Origin of the sequence: Paracoccus liaowanqingii (genome assembly GCF_004683865.2) — a bacterium.
GTDB lineage: Bacteria > Pseudomonadota > Alphaproteobacteria > Rhodobacterales > Rhodobacteraceae > Paracoccus > Paracoccus liaowanqingii.
This window is the reverse complement of record NZ_CP040760.1, coordinates 40,938-59,193: the sequence shown is the minus strand read 5'-3', so window position 1 is coordinate 59,193 and position 18,256 is coordinate 40,938. Positions and strand designations below refer to the sequence as shown.

The 18,256-nt window shown below is 62.8% G+C and carries 16 protein-coding genes; 9 read left to right on the top strand and 7 right to left on the bottom strand.

Annotated elements, in window-relative coordinates; genetic code table 11:
* Positions 1 to 41: 41 nt before the first annotated feature.
* From E4191_RS17070 to urtA, 7 genes are all read right to left on the bottom strand, one after another.
* A complete protein-coding gene (locus E4191_RS17070; RefSeq protein WP_139615685.1) occupies positions 42 to 371 on the bottom strand; it encodes an FmdB family zinc ribbon protein in 330 nt (109 codons plus the stop codon).
* A 52-nt stretch (positions 372 to 423) separates the two neighbouring features.
* A complete protein-coding gene (gene fmdA, locus E4191_RS17065) occupies positions 424 to 1,653 on the bottom strand; it encodes a formamidase (protein WP_139615684.1) in 1,230 nt (409 codons plus the stop codon).
* Between the two features lie 20 nt (positions 1,654 to 1,673).
* The gene (gene urtE / locus E4191_RS17060; RefSeq protein WP_139615683.1) at positions 1,674 to 2,363 is read right to left on the bottom strand and encodes an urea ABC transporter ATP-binding subunit UrtE; all 690 of its coding nucleotides are present in this window, start codon (positions 2,361 to 2,363) and stop codon (positions 1,674 to 1,676) included.
* A 10-nt stretch (positions 2,364 to 2,373) separates the two neighbouring features.
* Positions 2,374 to 3,123 (bottom strand): urea ABC transporter ATP-binding protein UrtD, encoded by a 750-nt coding sequence (urtD, locus tag E4191_RS17055; protein ID WP_139615682.1) that lies wholly within the window; start codon positions 3,121 to 3,123, stop codon positions 2,374 to 2,376.
* A gap of 9 nt (positions 3,124 to 3,132) precedes the next feature.
* Entirely contained in the window at positions 3,133 to 4,248 is a 1,116-nt protein-coding gene (urtC, locus tag E4191_RS17050) for an urea ABC transporter permease subunit UrtC (RefSeq protein WP_139615760.1), read from the bottom strand.
* Between the two features lie 29 nt (positions 4,249 to 4,277).
* The gene (gene urtB, locus E4191_RS17045; RefSeq protein WP_139615681.1) at positions 4,278 to 5,204 is read right to left on the bottom strand and encodes an urea ABC transporter permease subunit UrtB; all 927 of its coding nucleotides are present in this window, start codon (positions 5,202 to 5,204) and stop codon (positions 4,278 to 4,280) included.
* A gap of 73 nt (positions 5,205 to 5,277) precedes the next feature.
* A complete protein-coding gene (urtA, locus tag E4191_RS17040; protein ID WP_139615680.1) occupies positions 5,278 to 6,549 on the bottom strand; it encodes an urea ABC transporter substrate-binding protein in 1,272 nt (423 codons plus the stop codon).
* A gap of 227 nt (positions 6,550 to 6,776) precedes the next feature.
* Between urtA and E4191_RS17035 the strand changes: the two genes are divergently transcribed.
* The 9 genes from E4191_RS17035 to E4191_RS16995 all read left to right on the top strand — a co-directional run bounded on the left by E4191_RS17035 (position 6,777) and on the right by E4191_RS16995 (position 18,164).
* Positions 6,777 to 10,193 (top strand): hybrid sensor histidine kinase/response regulator, encoded by a 3,417-nt coding sequence (locus E4191_RS17035; protein WP_139615679.1) that lies wholly within the window; start codon positions 6,777 to 6,779, stop codon positions 10,191 to 10,193.
* Complete coding sequence (locus E4191_RS17030) at positions 10,177 to 11,088, top strand: response regulator transcription factor (protein ID WP_139615678.1); 912 nt, start codon at positions 10,177 to 10,179, stop codon at positions 11,086 to 11,088. The genes E4191_RS17035 and E4191_RS17030 overlap by 17 nt, the downstream gene beginning before the upstream one ends.
* 331 nt (positions 11,089 to 11,419) lie before the next feature.
* Positions 11,420 to 12,358: a LysR family transcriptional regulator gene (locus tag E4191_RS17025; protein ID WP_139615677.1), complete on the top strand. Its 939-nt coding sequence runs from the start codon at positions 11,420 to 11,422 to the stop codon at positions 12,356 to 12,358.
* A gap of 93 nt (positions 12,359 to 12,451) precedes the next feature.
* The gene (locus tag E4191_RS17020) at positions 12,452 to 13,321 is read left to right on the top strand and encodes a putative hydro-lyase (protein ID WP_139615676.1); all 870 of its coding nucleotides are present in this window, start codon (positions 12,452 to 12,454) and stop codon (positions 13,319 to 13,321) included.
* Positions 13,322 to 13,358: 37 nt separating this feature from the next.
* Positions 13,359 to 14,393 (top strand): TRAP transporter substrate-binding protein, encoded by a 1,035-nt coding sequence (locus tag E4191_RS17015; RefSeq protein WP_139615759.1) that lies wholly within the window; start codon positions 13,359 to 13,361, stop codon positions 14,391 to 14,393.
* A gap of 11 nt (positions 14,394 to 14,404) precedes the next feature.
* Entirely contained in the window at positions 14,405 to 14,950 is a 546-nt protein-coding gene (locus E4191_RS17010; protein WP_139615675.1) for a TRAP transporter small permease subunit, read from the top strand.
* The gene (locus tag E4191_RS17005) at positions 14,947 to 16,227 is read left to right on the top strand and encodes a TRAP transporter large permease (RefSeq protein ID WP_139615674.1); all 1,281 of its coding nucleotides are present in this window, start codon (positions 14,947 to 14,949) and stop codon (positions 16,225 to 16,227) included. The genes E4191_RS17010 and E4191_RS17005 overlap by 4 nt, the downstream gene beginning before the upstream one ends.
* Positions 16,228 to 16,239: 12 nt before the next feature.
* Complete coding sequence (locus tag E4191_RS17000; protein WP_139615673.1) at positions 16,240 to 16,908, top strand: DUF2848 domain-containing protein; 669 nt, start codon at positions 16,240 to 16,242, stop codon at positions 16,906 to 16,908.
* A complete protein-coding gene (locus E4191_RS16995; protein ID WP_139615672.1) occupies positions 16,905 to 18,164 on the top strand; it encodes an amidase family protein in 1,260 nt (419 codons plus the stop codon). The genes E4191_RS17000 and E4191_RS16995 overlap by 4 nt, the downstream gene beginning before the upstream one ends.
* The last annotated feature ends 92 nt before the right edge of the window (positions 18,165 to 18,256 follow it).

The following is an 18,256-nucleotide window of genomic DNA, read 5'->3' as shown; positions in this document are numbered from 1 at the left end:
CGAAAAGAAATCCACTGCGCCCGAGAGATTGCCGCCGATCTTTAATGTGAAATCATCCAAGGTCGTTTCGTGGGAAACGATTTCGATCCGTCGGGGCGATATAGTGTGCTGGAGGGCTTTTTGCGGCTCCCGGAACAACAGCTACAGCCGGGCCCATGGCTAGATCGCTTCGGGCTATCAGCGCTGCGTTCATTCGTGGCAAAGGCACGGCGCCGGTTGCCATCCATGTTGGCGACAAGCGGGGCGCTCAGCAACACCCGTGGGCTTGTGCTCCGGCAGGTGGGGCAGCAGCCGGGCTGGGCGTAATCGGCCATGGACGCGCGGGCCTCGAAGGGGCCGCAAGTGGGGCAGCGGTAATCGTAGCTGGGCATGGGCTCGTCCCTTCGGTTTGGGAACGGGCGCCGCAAGCGGCGCCCGGGACATTCAAAGATCGGGGGCCAATGGAAGATCGACAGACCCGTCAAGATAGAGCTTGGGCCCGTCGGTGTTGGGCTTGAGGTCGAACTCGAAGATGTCCGTCGGCAGCCACAGCGTCGCGCAGGCATTGGGAATGTCCACCACGCCGGAGATATGGCCCTGGACGGGTGCGGTTCCCAGAATAGAATAGGCCTGCGCCCCGGTATATCCGAACTTCTTCAGGTACTCGATCGCGTTGAGACAGGCTTGACGATATGCGACCTGCACGTCCAGGTAATGCTGGGTGCCAGTCTCATCGACAGAAATACCCTCGAAGATCAGGTAGTCGTCGTATTTCGGCGCCATCGGGGAAGGCTTGAAGATCGGGTTGCGGATCGCATATTTTTCACAGCCGCCCTTGATCAGGCTGACCTTCAGATGCAGCCAGCCCGCCATCTCGATCGCGCCGCAGAAGGTGATCTCTCCATCGCCCTGGCTGAAATGCAGATCGCCCATCGAAAGCCCGGCCCCGGGCACATAGACCGGGAAATAGATGGTCGAGCCGCGCGACAGATCCTTGATGTCGCAATTGCCGCCATGCTCACGCGGGGGGACGGTGCGGGCGCCTTCGGCCGCGGCCTTGTCGCGGGCCTCTCCCGTCAGGGCGCCCATATGCGCCGATTGCGTCGTGGGCAGGGCGGCCAGTGGGGGGACGCGGGCCGGGTCGGTGTCGAACAGAGATTTCTCGCGCGTGTTCCACATGTCCAGCATCTTGCGGTCGGGCAGGCAGCCGATCAGCCCCGGATGGATCAGGCCCGCATATTTCACGCCGGGAATATGGCGCGAGGTCGTGAACATGCCATGAAAATCCCAGATGGATTTCTGTGCCTGCGGGAAATGCTCGGTCAGAAAGCCGCCGCCGTTCTGCTTGGAAAAGAAGCCGTTGAAGCCCCATTGGCTTTCTTCCTTTGCACCGATGTCCAGGATCTCGACCACCAGCAGATCGCCCGGCTCGGCGCCCTTGATGCCGATGGGGCCGGACAGGTAGTGGACCTGTTCCAGCTCCACGTCGCGGACATCCGAAGCGTCGTCATTGTTGGAGATCTGGCCGCCGGTCCAGTCATAGGTCTCGATCTTGAACTCGTCGCCCGGCTCGACCCAGACCGCGATGGGGATGTCGGGATGCCAGCGGTTGTGGATCTTGTCATTGGTGTGCGGGCTCTCCGCAAGGTCCACGGAAATCAGCGTGTCAGCCATGATAGCCTCCTGTTGGCAAGTCAGACGGAAAGGAATTTCGAGACGCGGGCTTCGTCCAGCCCGGCGCGGGGGGCGTCGTGGACGATGCGGCCGTTCTCGATCACCATCACCCGGTCGGCCACGTCCAGCGCAAAGCTGAGCACCTGTTCGGAGACCAGGATCGACAGGCCGCGCTGGTCGCGGATGCGTTTGAGCGTGCGCGCCATCTCGCGGATGATCGAGGGCTGGATGCCCTCGGTCGGCTCGTCCAGCAGCAGCACCTTGGGGTCGGAGGCCAGCGCGCGGGCAATGGCCAGCTGCTGTTGCTGGCCGCCCGACAGGTTGCCGCCCCGGCGGGACTTCATCTCCAGCAGCACGGGAAACAGCTCGTAGATGTCGTCGGGCACCTTTCGGCGGCCGGTCACGGTCAGGCCGGTCTCGACATTCTCCTGCACGGTCATCGCGGAAAAGATCATCCGCCCCTGCGGCACATAGGCGATGCCGCGCGCCACGCGGGCATGGGGGCGCAGGGCCCCGATGGGCGTGCCGTCCAGCGCGATGGCGCCCGACTTCAGCGGCACCACGCCCATCAGCGTCTTCATCAGCGTGGTCTTGCCCATGCCGTTGCGGCCCATGATGGCGACGATTTCGCCCGGTGCCACGGGCAGGTCGATGCCGTGCAGCACCTCGCTTTCGCCATAGGCCGCGCGCAGGTCGGTGACGTTCAGCATGGCTTCCCCCTCAATGGCCCAGATAGACTTCGATGACGTTCGGATCGGCCTGGACATGGGCCATCGAGCCCTCGGCCAGCAGCTTGCCGCGATGCAGGACGGTGACCCGGGTGGCGATGTCCTCGACGAACTTCATGTCATGCTCGACCACGATGACGGATCGGTCGGCGATGATGCGGTTGAGCAGTTCGGCCGTCTTCACGCGCTCGGCCACCGACATGCCGGCCACCGGCTCGTCCAGCATCAGCAGCTGCGGATCCTGAATCAGCAGCATGCCGATCTCCAGCCACTGTTTCTGGCCGTGGCTGAGATGGGCGGCCTTCTGGCCCAGGTGATCGGCCAGGAAGATCGTGCCCGCGACGTCGTGGATCCGGTCACGGATCTCGGAGGTGCGGCGGAAGGCCAGCGCACCGAAGACCGAATAGCCGCGCGGATAGCTGATCTCGAGGTTCTCGAAGACGGTCAGATCCTCATAGACCGAGGGCGTCTGAAACTTGCGGCCCACGCCCGCATGCACGATCTGATCCTCGCGCATCTTCAGAAGTTCCATGCCCTTGAACTCGATTGAGCCCGAGGTCGCGCGTGTCCGTCCGCAGATCAGATCCAGCACGGTGGTCTTGCCGGCCCCGTTCGGGCCGATGATGACATGACATTCATTCGGCGCGACATAGAGGTTCAGCCCGTCGACCGCCTTGAACCCGTCGAAGGACACCGTCAGATCCTCGATGGACAGGATCAGCCTTGGATTTTCCACGTTCATCGTCGGTCCTCATTCAGCCGGAGCAGGGGCGGAGCGGGGCGCCCTGCGGCGCAGCCGGCCCGGCAGGGGGGCGGCATAGCGGTTCCACAACCCGGCCAGTCCCTCGGGGAACAGCAGCACCACCGCGATGAACAGCCCGCCCAGGCCGAACTGCCACAGCTCGGGGAAGCTCTCAGAGAACGCGGATTTGGCCCAGTTGACCAGCAGCGCGCCCCAGACCGCCCCCAGGATCGAATAGCGCCCGCCGACCGCGCAGAAGATCACCATCTCGATCGAGGGCACGATGCCGACGAAGCTGGGCGACATGAAGCCCACCTGCAGCGTGAACATCGCGCCGCCGATGGCCGCAAAGCCCGCCCCCACGCAGAAGATGAAAATCTTGAAGGCGGCGACGTCATAGCCCGAGAACCGCACCCGGTCCTCGCGGTCGCGCATGGCGATCAGCAGTCGGCCCGCCTTGGACCGGCGGATGAACTGCGCGATGCCCAGGCAGACGAACAGCAGGATGCCGTTGACGAAATACAGGATCTCTTTTGCGCTGTCGGTGCGGATGTCCCAGCCCAGCAGCGTGCGCAGGTCGGTGATGCCGTTGATGCCGCCGGTGAAGCCCTGCTGCCCGATGATCAGGATGGTCAGGATCGCGGCCACGGCCTGCGTGATGATCGAGAAATACACCCCTCCCACGCGCCTGCGGAACATAGCCATGCCGATGATGAAGGCGAAGGCCACCGGCACGGCCACCACCGCAAACAGGGTGAAGCTGAACGAATGGAAGGGCTCCCACCACCATGGCAGGGCGGTGATCTGGTTCCAGTCCATGAAGTCGGGAATGCCGGGGGTGGACTGGATCGCGGTCGCCTCAGGGGTCGAGGCCTCCAGCTTCAGGAACATCGCCATGCAATATCCACCGAGGCCGAAGAAGATCCCCTGCCCCAGGCTGAGGATGCCCCCCGACCCCCAGCACAGCACCAGCCCCACCGCGACGAAAGCATAGGTCAGGTACTTGCCATACAGGTTCAGGCGGAACGGATCGGTGAAGGCGGGCAGGATGACGAAGATCACCATGGCAAGGACGATCACGCCCAGGATCTCGGTCCGGTCCAGAAAGCCGCGGGCGGGCGGCATGGCGGGGGGGGTGTCGGTCATGACAGGCCTCATTTCCGGATCTTGGGAGAGAACAGGCCCTGCGGGCGCAGCATCAGGATGCCGACCACGGCCAGCAGGGTCAGCACTTTGGCCATCGAGCCCGACAGGAAGAACTCGAGGAAGGACTGCGTCTGGCTGATCGCGAAGGCCGAGGCGATGGTGCCCAGCAGGCTGGCGGCCCCGCCGAAGACGACCACCAGGAAGGTGTCGACGATGTAGAGCTGCCCGGCGGTCGGGCTGGTCGAACCGATCATCGTGAAGGCCGCACCGGCAACCCCCGCCACGCCGCAGCCGATGCCGAAGGTCAGCCGGTCGGTCCAGCCGGTATTGATGCCCGTCGCATCGGCCATGCTGCGGTTGGCCATCACCGCGCGCACCTGCAGGCCCCATTGCGAGCGATAGAGCATGACATAGACGCCGCCGGCGATCACCAGCGTCAGCACCATCACGAAGATGCCGTTGATCGGCAATTCGATCATGTCGGTCAGCGGCAGCGAGCCCATCATCCATTGCGGGACACTGACACCGACCTCGCGCGCGCCGAAGATGCTGCGATACAGTTGCTGCAGGATCAGCGACAGTCCCCAGGTTGCCAGCAGCGTGTCCAGGGGCCGGTGATACAGCCTGCGGATCAGCAGCCATTCCACGACCATGCCAAGCGCGCCCGCGGCCACAAAGGCCAAGGCCATTGCGACGAAGAAGTAGATGCCGAACAGGCCGGGCAGCCAGGTCTGGAACAGCCCCGACATCAGATAGGTCACATAGGCGCCCAGGATCATGAACTCGCCATGCGCCATGTTGATGACGCCCATCTGGCCGAAGATGATCGCCAGCCCCAGGGCCATCAGGACGAAGACAGAGAACAGGATCAGCCCGGCAAATCCCTGCATGGCAAAGATCGAACCCAGCTCGCCCCAGCTGTAATCGGCAAACATCGCGCACCTCGCGTCGGGGAAGGGGCGGATGCCGGTCTGGCCGGCATCCAAGGTCGGATGGCAGAGGGGAGCGTTACTGATAGCCTTCCGGGAAGGGATCGGGTTCGACCAGCTCGGCGGTCTCGAAGACGACCTCGTATTGCCCGTCCGCCATGGCCCGGCCCACGCGGGTCTTGGACCACAGATGGTGGTTGTCATGCACCTTCACGAAGCCCTCGGGGGCGGTGTCCATCTCGATGCCCGGGCTGGCCTCGCGGATGCGGTCGATGTCGAAGCTGCCTGCCCGCTCGACGGCGGCCTTCCACAGCCACGGACCCAGATAGGCGGCTTGCGTGACGTCACCGATGACGATGTCGTCGCCCCACATCTCCTTGAACGCCTCGACGAAGGCCATGTTGTTGGGATTGTCCAGAGACTGGAAGTATTTCATGCAGGCATAGGCGCCTTCGATGCTTTCGCCGCCGATGCCCAGGATCTCGTCTTCGGTGACCGAAATGGTCAGCAGCAGCGGCGCCTCTTGCGTCAGGTCGATCCCTGCGGCCTGCAGCTGCTTGTAGAACGACACGTTCGACCCGCCGACCACGATCGCGTAGATCACGTCCGGCTTGCGCAGCTTGATCTTGTTGATGACGGAGTTGAACTGGGTATGGCCAAGCGGGAAGTACTCTTCTCCCAGCACCTCCAGGCCCTTCATCTCGATATGCTTGCGGGCGATCTTGTTCGAGGTGCGCGGCCAGATGTAATCCGAGCCGAGAAGATAGAACGATTTGGCGCCCTTGGTTTCGGTGACCCAGTCCAGCCCGGCCAGGATCTGCTGCGTCGCCTCTTGTCCGGTATAGATCACGTTGGGCGACTGCTCGAGCCCTTCGTAGAAGGTCGGGTAATACAGCATGCCGTTATGCTGCTCGAACACCGGCAGCACCGCCTTGCGGCTGGCAGAGGTCCAGCAGCCCATGACGGACGCGACCTTGTCGTTGACCAGCAGCTTGCGGGCCTTTTCTGCGAAGGTGGGCCAGTCGGACGCGCCGTCTTCCTGAATGAAGGTGATCTGGCGGCCCAGCACCCCGCCCTGCTCGTTGATCTGCGAGATGGCCAGCTTTTCGGCCTGCACGGAGCCGGTTTCCGAAATGGCCATCGTGCCGGTGACCGAGTGCAGGATGCCCACGGTCACTTCGGTATCGGTGACGGCCAGACCGGTCGTATTGACCGTTGCAGTCGGGAAATCCTGGGCCCTGACGCCCTTTGGCAGGAAAAGACTCGCGGTCAGGGCGGCAGAGCCGGCAAGAAAGGCGCGGCGCGAGGCGGTGGACTGGGCAGATACGGGGAATGGCGGCTTGCGGGACATGGCAGGTTCCTCTCTGTTCGCTGGCGCTGTGTTCACGAGCGGCGCCTTGCGATGATCATGAAGGCGGATGCTGCAGCGCAACATACGTCGAATGACGTATACCCCTTCGCAGTTTTCCCCGTATCCTCGGGACGATAGCGGAATGGCGGCAGGGGCTGTCCGGGCATCGGTACCGCCAGAGGTACGGCCGTTTCTCTGCACCGACACAATGGGGACAGATCGAGGAGATGGGCGAAGCCTTTCAGGCCACGCGGGAACGGCGGCAATACAGCCGTTGGGTCGCCAACGAGACGATAGAGGATTTTGCCCTGCGCTTCACTGCGCGCAGGGCCCGCCGCTGGTCACCGGGACGGGTCGCCAACACCGCCATCGGCTCAATCTCGTTTCTGGCCCTCGAGGCGATCGGGGCCGCGGTGACGCTGAGCTGGGGATTTGACGTGGCCGTCGCGGCGATCCTGTCGGGCGGGTTGATTCTGTTCGTCACCGCGTTTCCCATCAGCTATTATGCGGCGCGCTATGGGGTCGATATCGACCTCCTGACGCGCGGGGCGGGATTTGGCTATCTGGGCTCGACCCTGACCTCGCTGATCTATGCCTGCTTCACCTTCATCTTTTTCGCGCTGGAAGCTGCGATCCTGGCCTCGGCGCTGCGGCTGGTCTTTGGAATTCCGGTGTCGGTCGGCTATCTCATCGCCTCCTTGGCGATCATTCCGATGGTCATCCACGGCTTCAGCCGGATCTCGGCCTTTCAGGCGCTGACACAGCCCGCGTGGATCGTGCTGCATCTCCTGCCCTTCGGGCTGATCGCGCTGAGCGGCCAGGACCTGCCAGACTGGACCGGGTTCCAGGGTCTGGACGGCGGCGCCACGCCCGGCATCCTGGCCTTTGGCGCAGCATCCGGTGTTGTGCTGGCGTTGATCGCGCAAGTCGGCGAGCAGGTTGATTTCCTGCGCTTCCTGCCCGAACCGCACGGCAGGCGCGAAAAGTGGCGCTGGTGGGGTGCGGTGATCTTGGCCGGGCCGGGTTGGGCAGTTCTGGGCACCGTCAAGATGCTGCTGGGCTCTTGGCTGATCACGCTGGTCCCGCCAGAGGCGATCGACCTGGACCTGACCCATGCCATCGACCCGACGCTTCTGTACCACAAGGCCTTTTCGATGGCCCTGCCCTATCCGGTGCTGGCGCTGGTGCTGACGGGAATCTTCGTGATTTTATCCCAGCTTAAAATCAACGTCACGAATGCCTATGCCGGCTCGATCGCTTGGTCGAACTTCTTTTCGCGCATCACCCATGCCCATCCCGGACGCGTGGTCTGGCTGGTGTTCAATGTCGCGATCGCGCTGCTGCTGATGGAGCTGGGCGTCTTTGCCGCGCTGGAGACGACGCTGTCTATCTATTCGCATGTGGCCCTGGCCTGGATCGGAGTGCTGTTCGCCGACCTGACGATCAACAAGCCCCTGGGCCTCAGCCCCAGGGGGATCGAGTTCCGCCGCGCGCATCTGCATGACGTGAACCCGGTCGGTCTTGGCGCCATGGGCGGGGGCGCGGGCATCTCGTTTCTGGCCTATGCCGGCGTGTTCGGTCCCGAGGCGCAGGCGCTTTCACCGTTTATCGCGCTTGTCAGTTCGATCACTCTGGCGCCGCTGATCGCATGGGCCACGGGCGGGCGGTTCTACATCGCGCGTCCGCCCGTCGTGATGGCCGCTGATCTAGTCGAATGTTGCCTGTGCGATTACCGCTTTGACAGGGAGGACATGACGCATTGCCCCTTTTACGCAGCGCCGATCTGTTCGCTCTGCTGTTCGCTGAACGCGTCCTGCGGGGATGCCTGCAAACCAGAGACAAGGCTGGACAACGTTTCGCGCAAGCTGGCCGAGACCTATCTTCCCGCACAAGTGGTTCGCCTGCTGGATCAGCGGCTGGCACGGTTCCTCGTCACGACCACGCTGTTGGTCGGCGTGGTGGCCGGGGTGCTTCTTGTGATCCGGCAGACAGCCGGCACAGCGGATTCGGCAGCCATGGATGCGACGCTTGCCCTGATCCTGGCCAGCTCGGTCATCACGATCGGTATTGCGGTCTGGCTGTTTCTTCTGACCGGCGAAGCCAGGCTGGCCGCCTTGCGCGACAACGAGCTTCAGACCGAGCGCCTGCTGCGCGAAGTCCGCGCCCATGAGCGGACCGACAAGGCGCTGCAGGCCGCCAAGGAACAGGCAGAGGCCGCCAGCCTTGCCAAGACGCGTTACATGGCAGGCCTCAGCCATGAGCTGCGGACGCCGCTAAATGCCATCTATGGCTACGCACAATTGCTGGACGCAGATCAGCGCCTGCCCCGCGACCGGCGCGAAGGTGTCCGCGCGATCCGGCGATCAAGCGAGCATTTGGCAGGGCTCATCGAAGGGCTCGTTGATATTTCGAAGATCGAGGCAGGGCGGTTGGAACTGGTCCGCACCCGGGTCCGGTTGCCCGATCTGCTGCACCAGATTGCCGATGTATTTCGCGAGAGCGCCCGGCGGCAAGATCTGGACTTTCGGATCGAGCTGCTCAGCAAGCTGCCAGAATGGGTATTGGTCGATGAAAAGCGCCTGCGGCAAATCCTGATCAATCTCTTGGCGAATGCCTTCAGGTACACTGCAAAAGGTCATGTCACGATGCGCATCGGTTGGCGCAATCAGGTGGCCACGATCGAGATCGAGGATACCGGCATGGGAATCCTGGACGAGGATCTTGACCGGATCTGGCAACCCTTTGCGCGGGGTCGCACCCCGGGCCTTCCGCGCGGAACGGGGCTCGGCCTGACGATCACTCGGCTTCTGGTCGATGTACTGGGCGGCGATATCAGCGTGACCAGCCAGCCCGGGGTGGGTAGCCAGTTTCGCCTGAAGCTATATCTGGCGGGTGCGCATTCGCCCAAGGCTGCCGCCCAGCAGCAACTGTCGCCCGGCAACAGTTATGACGGTCGACGCCGTCTGGTGCTGATTGTCGACGATGATTCAGATCATCTTGCCTTGATGGAAAGTTATCTGCGCCCGAAGGGTTTCAACATCGTCACCGCCTCGGATGCGGCCGCAGTACAGGAATTGTTGGGTGAACTTTCTCCAGATCTCTTTCTGGTGGATATCGACATGCCCGGTATGAGCGGGTGGGAACTCGTCCAGTGGCTTCGCGTCAACGGACATCCTGCAACGCCCGTTCTGATCCTGACGGGGCATGCGCTGGAACTGCAATCGGGCGTGCCGGACATCCGACTGCATGATGGCTTCATCGCAAAGCCGCTGATCCTCGATGACCTGTTGTCGCGCATCATGCATCTCCTCAAGGTCGAACGCGCCACTGATCCCTATGACGAAGTGCTTTCGGACGGCACGACAAACGAAGCTGTTGATCGGAACATGCCTTCGAATGTTGCGCGCATGACATCTGCCGGAAAGGGTCAGGCGTCCCACAAGCCCGATTTCGAGCTTTTGACGACGTTGCGCGGAATGGCGCGGATCGGTCATCTGCGAGGCATTCTTGACCAACTGGAGACCGCCGCGCTTGATCCCGGCTTGCACACGGCCCTCAAGGCTGCAGCAGTCATGGCAGATTTTGATGAAGTTCTGATACTGCTGGATCAGCATCAGGGGGGCACTGATGTCATCCTTGGGTGAGACCGTCCGCCGCAAGGTCGCCTTGGTGGTGGACGACGACCCCGCATCGCTGATGCTGGTATCGGACGCGTTGGAGGCGGTCGGCATCACTGTCATGACCGCACGGGACGGGGCAACCGCGCTGCGCTTTGTCGAACGGCTGGCACCGGACGTGATCCTTCTCGACGCGGTCATGCCGGGACTAGACGGGTTCGAAACGTGCCGCAGATTGAAGGCGCCGCCCCTTGAGATAGAGGCGCCCGTCATCTTCATGACCGGTCTGTCGGCTAGTGAGCATCTGCTGGAGGGACTGAGTGCCGGCGGTGTCGATTACGTCACCAAACCCTTGCAGCTCGACGCTCTTATCGCCCGCATCGGCGTACATCTGGTGAATGCGGGCAAATTGTTGGCGGCGCAGCAGGCGTTGGATGCGACAGACACGGCCGTGGTGTCGTTTCATCCCGACGGGCGCGTCGCATGGACATCGGCGCGGGCACGGCAGTTTTTGAACCAGGGAGCGACGCTTGTCCAGAATGGCCGGGCGGAGGGGGAGTTCGCCCACTGGCTGGCGGCATTGGCTCGCGTACCGTTGTCGGAGGCGGGCGATCACCGAGATGGCGATATCATTGTTTCCTATTTAGGAACCAGCCCCACCCGCGAGGTCCTTTTATCCCTATCACGCCGCGACACCCGGCCCCCTGGCCCGGTGCTGGCCGAACGTTTTAACCTCACCGAGCGCGAGGGTGATGTCCTGTTTTGGCTGACGCAGGGCAAGACCAGCGCAGATATAGGCGTGATCCTTGGCCTCAGTTGGCGAACAGTGAATAAACACCTCGAGCAGGTCTTTCAGAAGATGGGAGTGGATAACCGCACCTCCGCCGCAGTCATGGCGGACAGGGCTTTGTCATTGCAGTGAGAGTTGAAAGATTTTCCGATCAGTAGCCCCTATTAGGCGCAACACGGCCCATACGGTGAACTGTTCATAGGCCCGTTATTCAAAGCAATAGCTTGCCCGAAGAACCACGCAAGGCTTCGGCAAGCTGCACGGCCTGCATCTCAAACCACGCCCCTACCCGTAAGACGCGCGTACGCCCGTACCGTATGTCTCTTTGCGCCATCTCGTATAGTCGCGCGGTAGTTTGTCGTATGGAATGCCGATAATTTGAGCATCTCCATCGCCAACTGTCGTCAAGATAGTACGCATTGCCTTAAGAAGGATAGCACCCATCGGTGCATTTGGGAGGCTAATGAGCAAGGAGAAAGATCGGCTTGACCGCCAGGCGGTGTCCCCGTCTCATCGTGCGATGTTCGGCTTTCGTGATATAGAAATTATCCGTGCCATCGTGCGGTATGGCGGCTTCCGGGCTGCGTCTGACGATTTGGGTCTTGCACAATCGGCGATTTCGCGGCGGGTGCGTCATCTTGAGGACAGGATGAAGATCGCCATCTTTGAACGTGACGGACGTGGAGTACGCCTTACAGCCGCCGGCCGGCGCCTCTGCGACGAAGCCGAGGTGCTGGTAGCGCAACGTGACCGCATCTTGGAAGAGCTGACACAGAACGTCATGGCCGGGGTCGTGCGCCTTGGCGTGGCCGAAACGATGACCCATACCGTCTTGCCGCGCATGCTGACCGATCTGCGCGCCCGACATCCCTTGCTGCGGTTCGAGATTTCGATAGATACTTCGGACCAAATGGGTGCTGTGCTGGCACAAGACGGGCTTGACGTCGTAATTATGCTGCGCGATCAGGCGCCGCGCGGCATTAACCTGACACCCCTGCCGCCGGTGACGCTTGGTTGGTTCGGTGTTCCTGCGCATTTCACCCTGCCGAGCCCGGCTGGCATCGACGATCTGGCCGCTCTACCCATCGTGTCATTTCCCAAATCAAGCCTGCCGCATCGACGGGTCGTGCAGCTTCTTTCGCCAGGACGGCGGAAAGTGGCGGCGGTGCATGGCTCAGCCTCGCTGGCCACAGCCCTGCATCTGGTTAGCCAAGGCTTTGGGATCGGCACCATCCCCCATGAAATCGTGCGGTCCTGGCCGCATGCCGGGCTAAAGGAGATCTGCGTGACCCCCGAGGCGCGCCTGCCCGATCTGGATTTCGCAATCTGCTATTCTGCGAAGCGCAATGAGAAAATCGGCCGCGAGGTCACCCGTGCCGCCCTCGCGGCAGCAGATGACTGATCACTTCAGGTGATCATTAATGACGATATCTGAACTGTTGCATGACCTTATTCCGCACCGCACACTGTCCCGTGAGCAGTGAAAGAGGTACCGATGACGTCCCCTGTTCTTTCAAGCCTACATCAGCTGGCGTGTGCTACGCCTCGCCAAGTGCGCGAGACAATCCGCCGGGGGGCCTTCGAAGGCCCGACTGCAGGTCTGGGCGGAGATGCCTTGCAGGGCAACCTGGTCATCCTGCCCGCCGACGAGGCGGCTGATTTCTTACGTTATTGCCAGCAGAACCCGCGCCCCTGCCCGCTGCTGGCGGTGGGCGCCCCCGGCGATCCAACCTTGCCGACCTTGGGGCGCGATATCGACTTGCGCTACGATCTGCCCCGGTATCACCTCTGGCGCGACGGGATGCTGGTAGCCGATCCCACCGACATCGCCGATCTGTGGCGGGATGACCTGATTGGCTTTGTCATCGGCTGTTCCTTCAGCTTCGAAGATGCGCTGTCCCGTGCGGGCATTCCCGTGCGCCATCAGGCGGCGGGGCGAAACGTGCCGATGTATCGCACCAATCTTGAAACCCGGGCCGCCGGTCGCTTTGGTGGGCCGCTGGTGGTTAGCCTCCGCGCCATGCCCGCCGCTGATGCGATCGAAGCTGTGCGCATCTGCGACGGCTTTCCACTAGCCCATGGCATGCCCGTTCACCTGGGGGATCCAGCCTTGATTGGCATCGCTGATATCCATACCCCCGACTATGGCGATCCCCCCGTCATCCGGTCCGGCGACATCCCGGTGTTCTGGGCCTGCGGCGTGACCCCTCAGGCGGCGATCGCGGCGGCACGCCCCGCCTTTGCCATCACTCATGCACCGGGCCACATGCTGGTCACGGACATTCCTGCGGCCCAGGCCGGTCGTACTCTGACCGGCGTCTTTCCACCTGACTTGGACCGTGCTGAGCCGACCGCGCCAATCTGAACACGATTAAACACAAAAAAACCAACAGGAGAAAATGATGAAAACCACCCTTGCACTGCTGATGACCGGAACGCTGCTGTCCACCCCCGCCCTGGCCGAGGAACTGGCCGTCGTGGGCAGCTGGTCGAACCTTCCGCTCTATCAGGATTTCGAAACGCCCTTCTGGACCGAGGGCCTATCCGATCTGACCGGCGGCGCGCTGACCGCGCAGTTGACCAGTTTTGACCAGATGGGCATCGCGGGCGCCGATGTGTACCGGATGCTGGGCGACGGCGTCTTCGATGTAGGCGCGACGGTGGCCGATTATACAGTTGGCGATGCACCCGAACTGGAAGGTCTGGATGTGCCGCTGGTGGCCAGCGATGCAGCAGCCGCACTGGCAATGGTTCAGGCAGCCCGACCGATGGTTGAAGATATCATGCGCGAACGGTTCAGCGCTCAGGTGCTGGGCATCGCCCCCTATCCGCCACAGATGGTGTTCTGCCGGGGCGAAGTCACTTCGCTGGACGATTTGGCAGGCAAAAAGGTGCGAGGATCAGGCCGCATGACGACGATGTTCCTCGAAGCGCTTGGTGCCGAAGGCATCAACATCGCATTTTCCGAGGTGCCCGGTTCCCTGGAACGTGGCGTGATCGACTGTGCGGTGACTGGCGCCGGTTCGGGCTTCTCTGCTGGCTGGTGGGAGGTTTCTGACCATCTGTTGACGTTGCCACTTGGCGGATGGGATCCCGTGGTCATCGCGATGAATGCAGACCGCTTCGACGGTCTGTCCGAGGACAACCGCACTGCGCTGTTGTCGGCCGTGGCCGAAGGGCTGGAGGCCCCGGCATGGGAGGCTGCTCAGGGCGGCCTGGACAACGATCTCGCCTGCCTGACCGGCAGCGATGCCTGCGAGGGGGGCAGCAGCGCCTCGATGACCGTGATCGAGGCCAGCGAAGACGACACCGCCCGTGCTCGCCAGATCCTGACCGACGAGGTTCTGCCGGACTGGGCCGAGCGTGCGGGCGGTGACTGGGCCACGCGCTGGAACGAGACGGTCGGCCAGACGGTCGGCCTGACCATCGCCGAATAGGGCGCGGGCGAATGGTCGATCATCTTTATGGCGCGCTGCGGCGCGCCAATCGCGCCGTGGCGCTGGTGCTGGGTCTGGCGTTGGTGCTGACGGTGCTGTTCATCCTGACGGATGTGATCCTGCGCGGATCCGGCCGCGCCTCGCTTGGCGGCTCGGACGAGATATCGGGCTATGTCATGGCTGCCGTGGCCAGTTGGGGGCTGGGCTGCGCCCTGATCCAGCGCGCCCATGTGCGCATCGACGTGATCCGGCTGAAGCTCGCGGAAACCGGTCGGGCAGCGATGGACATCCTTGCGATGATTGTCACCAATGCAATCGTTCTGCTGGTCGCCTTTCAAAGCTGGCCGGTTCTGGCCCGCACGCTGGAACAGGGATCGCGCGCCAACACGCCGCTGGAAACGCCCTTATGGATTCCGCAGGGCATCTGGTTCGCCGGCTGGCTGTGGTTCGCCTTGACCGCCACCGCCCTGACGCTGATCGCACTGGCTTATCTCGTCGCCGGGCGCCGAGAGGCGCTCGACGCCACTATAGGCATCGGATCGGAGGTGGAACTGTGATCTGGTCCGTCGCAATCTCATTGCTGGGGCTGATGGCCCTGTCGATCCCCGTGGGGATCGTGCTGTTCCTTCTAGGCGTCGGGGTCAGCGAATTCTATTCTGCCTTTCCCCTGCTGCGCGGGATGGGGCAGATGGTCTGGTCGTCCTCGGCTTCCAGCACCCTGATCGCCATCCCGCTCTTCGTACTCTTGGGCGAAATTCTGGTCCGCGGCGGTGTGGCCGAACGCACTTATGCGGCGCTGGACAAATGGCTGTCCTGGCTGCCGGGCGGGCTGGTCCATGCCAATATCGCCACGGCCACGATGTTCTCCGCTACCTCAGGGTCATCCGTGGCGACCGCCGCGACGGTCGCCACGGTCGCCATGCCGCAGGCGGAGCGGCTGAATTACGATCCGCGCCTGTTTTCTGGGGCAATCGCCGCGGGCGGCACGTTGGGCATCATGATCCCGCCCTCGATCAATCTGATCGTCTATGGGTTTCTGACCGAAACTTCGATCCCGCAGCTGTTTCTTGCCGGGCTGATCCCGGGGCTGCTTCTGGCATTGGGCTTCATTGTCATTACCGCCGCCATCTGCATCGTACGCCCCGCGCTTGGCGGACCGTCGCGCAGCTTTCAATGGTCGGAACGCGTCCGCAGTCTGGGACAGCTGCTGCCTATCATCGTCCTCTTCGGCGTAGTCATCGGGTCCATCTATGCAGGCTGGGCCACACCCACGGAATCGGCCGCCATCGGGGTTGCCATGGCCGCCGTAATCGCTGCGTTCGGCGACGGGCTGACGCTGCGGTCAATAGGTGAGGCGCTGGAGGGAACGATCCGCATTTCCGCGATGATCATGCTGGTGATCGTGGGGGCGTATTTCCTGAACTTTGCAATGACTTCGGCAGGCCTCGGGCGGCAACTGTCTGCGCTGATCGGCGGGTCGGGCCTGTCTCCCTTTGGCACGTTGATGCTGGTGATCGCCCTCTATGTTGTACTGGGCTTCTTTATCGAGACCTTGGCCCTGATGGTCGCCACAATCCCCATTGTCGTACCCATCATGGCGGGGCTTGGCTATGACAAGGTCTGGTTCGGCATCCTGATGATCGTCCTGGTCGAAATGGCACTGATCACGCCCCCTGTCGGCTTGAATCTGTTCGTGGTTCAGGGCGCGCGCAAAAGCGGATCCATCAATGACGTCATCATGGGCGTCATTCCTTATGTTCTGGTCATGGCCCTGATGGTCGCCGCGCTGATTGCGGTGCCCGGACTGGCGCTGTGGCTGCCCTCTGCCTTCTGAAAGGACTGACCCATGCGCTTTACCTGCAATGGCCAATGGCTGGATCTCGAACTGTCCCACCTCGTTGTCGCCGGATGGACCGGCCGCGATCAAGCCGCGATCCAGCACCATATCGACGAGCTGGCTGCGATCGGGGTCACACCCCCCTCGACCACACCGCTGTTTTATCGCGCCGCAAGCGCGTTGCTGACTCAATCGCCTCGGATCGAGGTGGTGGGCACCGGCAGTTCAGGTGAGGTCGAGCCACTTGTGGTGCAGGCGGGTGGCCGGCAGTGGCTAGGCCTTGGATCCGATCACACCGACCGCACCTTGGAGGCGCATTCTGTGGCCCTGTCCAAGCAGATTTGCGCCAAGCCCTGCGCGGCCCAGTTGTGGGACTGGGACAGTGTCGCCGACCGTCTGGACCAGATCGTTCTGGAAAGCTGGATCGACGAGGATGGGTCTTGGGTGCCGTATCAGCAAGGCAGCCTCTCCGCTATACGGCCTCTGGGCGATCTAATCACGGCGGCTGGACTGGATAGTCTGGCAAGAGACGGCGCCGTGGCGATGATGTGCGGCACCTTTGGTGCCAAAGGCGGCGTGCGCCCGGCCAGCCGGTTCCGCATGGCAATGTCCGACCCCACCACCGGTCGCAGCATCAGCCATGAATATGCCACTGTGACCCTCGCTGAGGTCGCATGAGCGCGCTTGCTACCAAGATTGACACCGCTATCGCGCGCGTCATGGCGATGCCCGAAGGACAGCTTCGCGCCATCTTCGTGGCTTTCGACCCCAACCGCATCCGCGCCGAGGCGCAGCGCCAGCAATCGCGTCATGATTCGGGGGAGGATCTGCCCCTGCTGGGTACGCTGATCTCGGTCAAAGACCTGTTCGACGAGGCTGGCCAGATTACCAGCGCCGGGTCCCTGCTGCTGGCGGATCGTGCGCCTGCCACTGCCGATGCAGTTGCCGTCGCGCGACTGCGCGCGGCGGGCGCGGTCATGTTCGGGCGCACCTCCATGTCGGAGTTCGCCTATTCCGGGGTGGGACTGAACCCCCATCATGGCACCCCCTCCAGCGCGCTGGCTCATGGCGTGATCCCCGGCGGTTCGTCCTCTGGTGGCGCAGTGGGGGTAGCGCTTAGGCTGACCGATGCCGCCATCGGCACCGATACCGGCGGCTCCCTGCGCATCCCGGCGGCGGCCAATGGCATCTGGGGGATGAAGCCCAGTCAGGGCCTGATACCGGACGCCGGCGTTCATCCGCTGGCACCCAGCTATGACACGCCCGGCCCGATGGCGTGCGATCACGCCACCCTGCACCGAGTGCTGGTGACGATGGCCGGTTCACCCCTGCCCGCCCCAGCTGAACGGTCGTTGACATTGGCAGTGCCTCATGGCGGCTTTACCAACGACCTTTCCCCGGAGATTGCCGCGTGGTTCGATGCAGAGCAGACCCGTCTCCGGGCCATGGGACACCGCCTGTCGCCCGTCGATGCTACCAGGATCGGCGCTGCTGTCGGCCTGAACCGCATCATCGTCGCGGTCGAGGCGCACGAGATCTATGCCGGGGATCTAAAGCGGCTGGCGGACTTGGGCGATCCTCGCGTGCTGTCGCGCATCCGCTTTGCAGAAACGCTTTCTAAAAACCAGATCGACGACGCCTATGCCGGGCGGGCGGAGATTTCAGCGCATTTTGAGGACCAGATGGCGGGCCATGACGCAATGCTGGCGCCGACACTGCAGATGATGCCGCCTCGCATCGACGAGGTCGAGGCCGACTTTGACCGCCTAAACGCGGCCATGCTGCGCAATACTTCGCTGGTCAACTTGGTGGATGGCTGCGCAATCAGCTTTCCATCGGCCTGGAGCGGAAAGCCATGGGCGCTGGCAATGCTCGTAGGGACAAAGGGCGCGGATGCAGCTGTTCTGTCCGGTGCCGGGTGCTTAGCCGTGTGACCCGGCAGCGACGTTCCAGATCAGACTGCTGGTAATATAAAGCCACCAAATAGTTCGACCTGAACAACTCTGAACCATCTGAATTTTATTGA

Coding starts and splice junctions, on each gene's coding strand:
- E4191_RS17070 (WP_139615685.1), bottom strand. CDS start 371: ATGCCCAGCTACGATTACCGCTGCCCCACTTGCGGCCCCTTCGAGGCC.
- fmdA (WP_139615684.1), bottom strand. CDS start 1,653: ATGGCTGACACGCTGATTTCCGTGGACCTTGCGGAGAGCCCGCACACC.
- urtE (WP_139615683.1), bottom strand. CDS start 2,363: ATGCTGAACGTCACCGACCTGCGCGCGGCCTATGGCGAAAGCGAGGTG.
- urtD (WP_139615682.1), bottom strand. CDS start 3,123: ATGAACGTGGAAAATCCAAGGCTGATCCTGTCCATCGAGGATCTGACG.
- urtC (WP_139615760.1), bottom strand. CDS start 4,248: ATGCCGCCCGCCCGCGGCTTTCTGGACCGGACCGAGATCCTGGGCGTG.
- urtB (WP_139615681.1), bottom strand. CDS start 5,204: ATGTTTGCCGATTACAGCTGGGGCGAGCTGGGTTCGATCTTTGCCATG.
- urtA (WP_139615680.1), bottom strand. CDS start 6,549: ATGTCCCGCAAGCCGCCATTCCCCGTATCTGCCCAGTCCACCGCCTCG.
- E4191_RS17035 (WP_139615679.1), top strand. CDS start 6,777: ATGGGCGAAGCCTTTCAGGCCACGCGGGAACGGCGGCAATACAGCCGT.
- E4191_RS17030 (WP_139615678.1), top strand. CDS start 10,177: ATGTCATCCTTGGGTGAGACCGTCCGCCGCAAGGTCGCCTTGGTGGTG.
- E4191_RS17025 (WP_139615677.1), top strand. CDS start 11,420: ATGAGCAAGGAGAAAGATCGGCTTGACCGCCAGGCGGTGTCCCCGTCT.
- E4191_RS17020 (WP_139615676.1), top strand. CDS start 12,452: ATGACGTCCCCTGTTCTTTCAAGCCTACATCAGCTGGCGTGTGCTACG.
- E4191_RS17015 (WP_139615759.1), top strand. CDS start 13,359: ATGAAAACCACCCTTGCACTGCTGATGACCGGAACGCTGCTGTCCACC.
- E4191_RS17010 (WP_139615675.1), top strand. CDS start 14,405: ATGGTCGATCATCTTTATGGCGCGCTGCGGCGCGCCAATCGCGCCGTG.
- E4191_RS17000 (WP_139615673.1), top strand. CDS start 16,240: ATGCGCTTTACCTGCAATGGCCAATGGCTGGATCTCGAACTGTCCCAC.
- E4191_RS16995 (WP_139615672.1), top strand. CDS start 16,905: ATGAGCGCGCTTGCTACCAAGATTGACACCGCTATCGCGCGCGTCATG.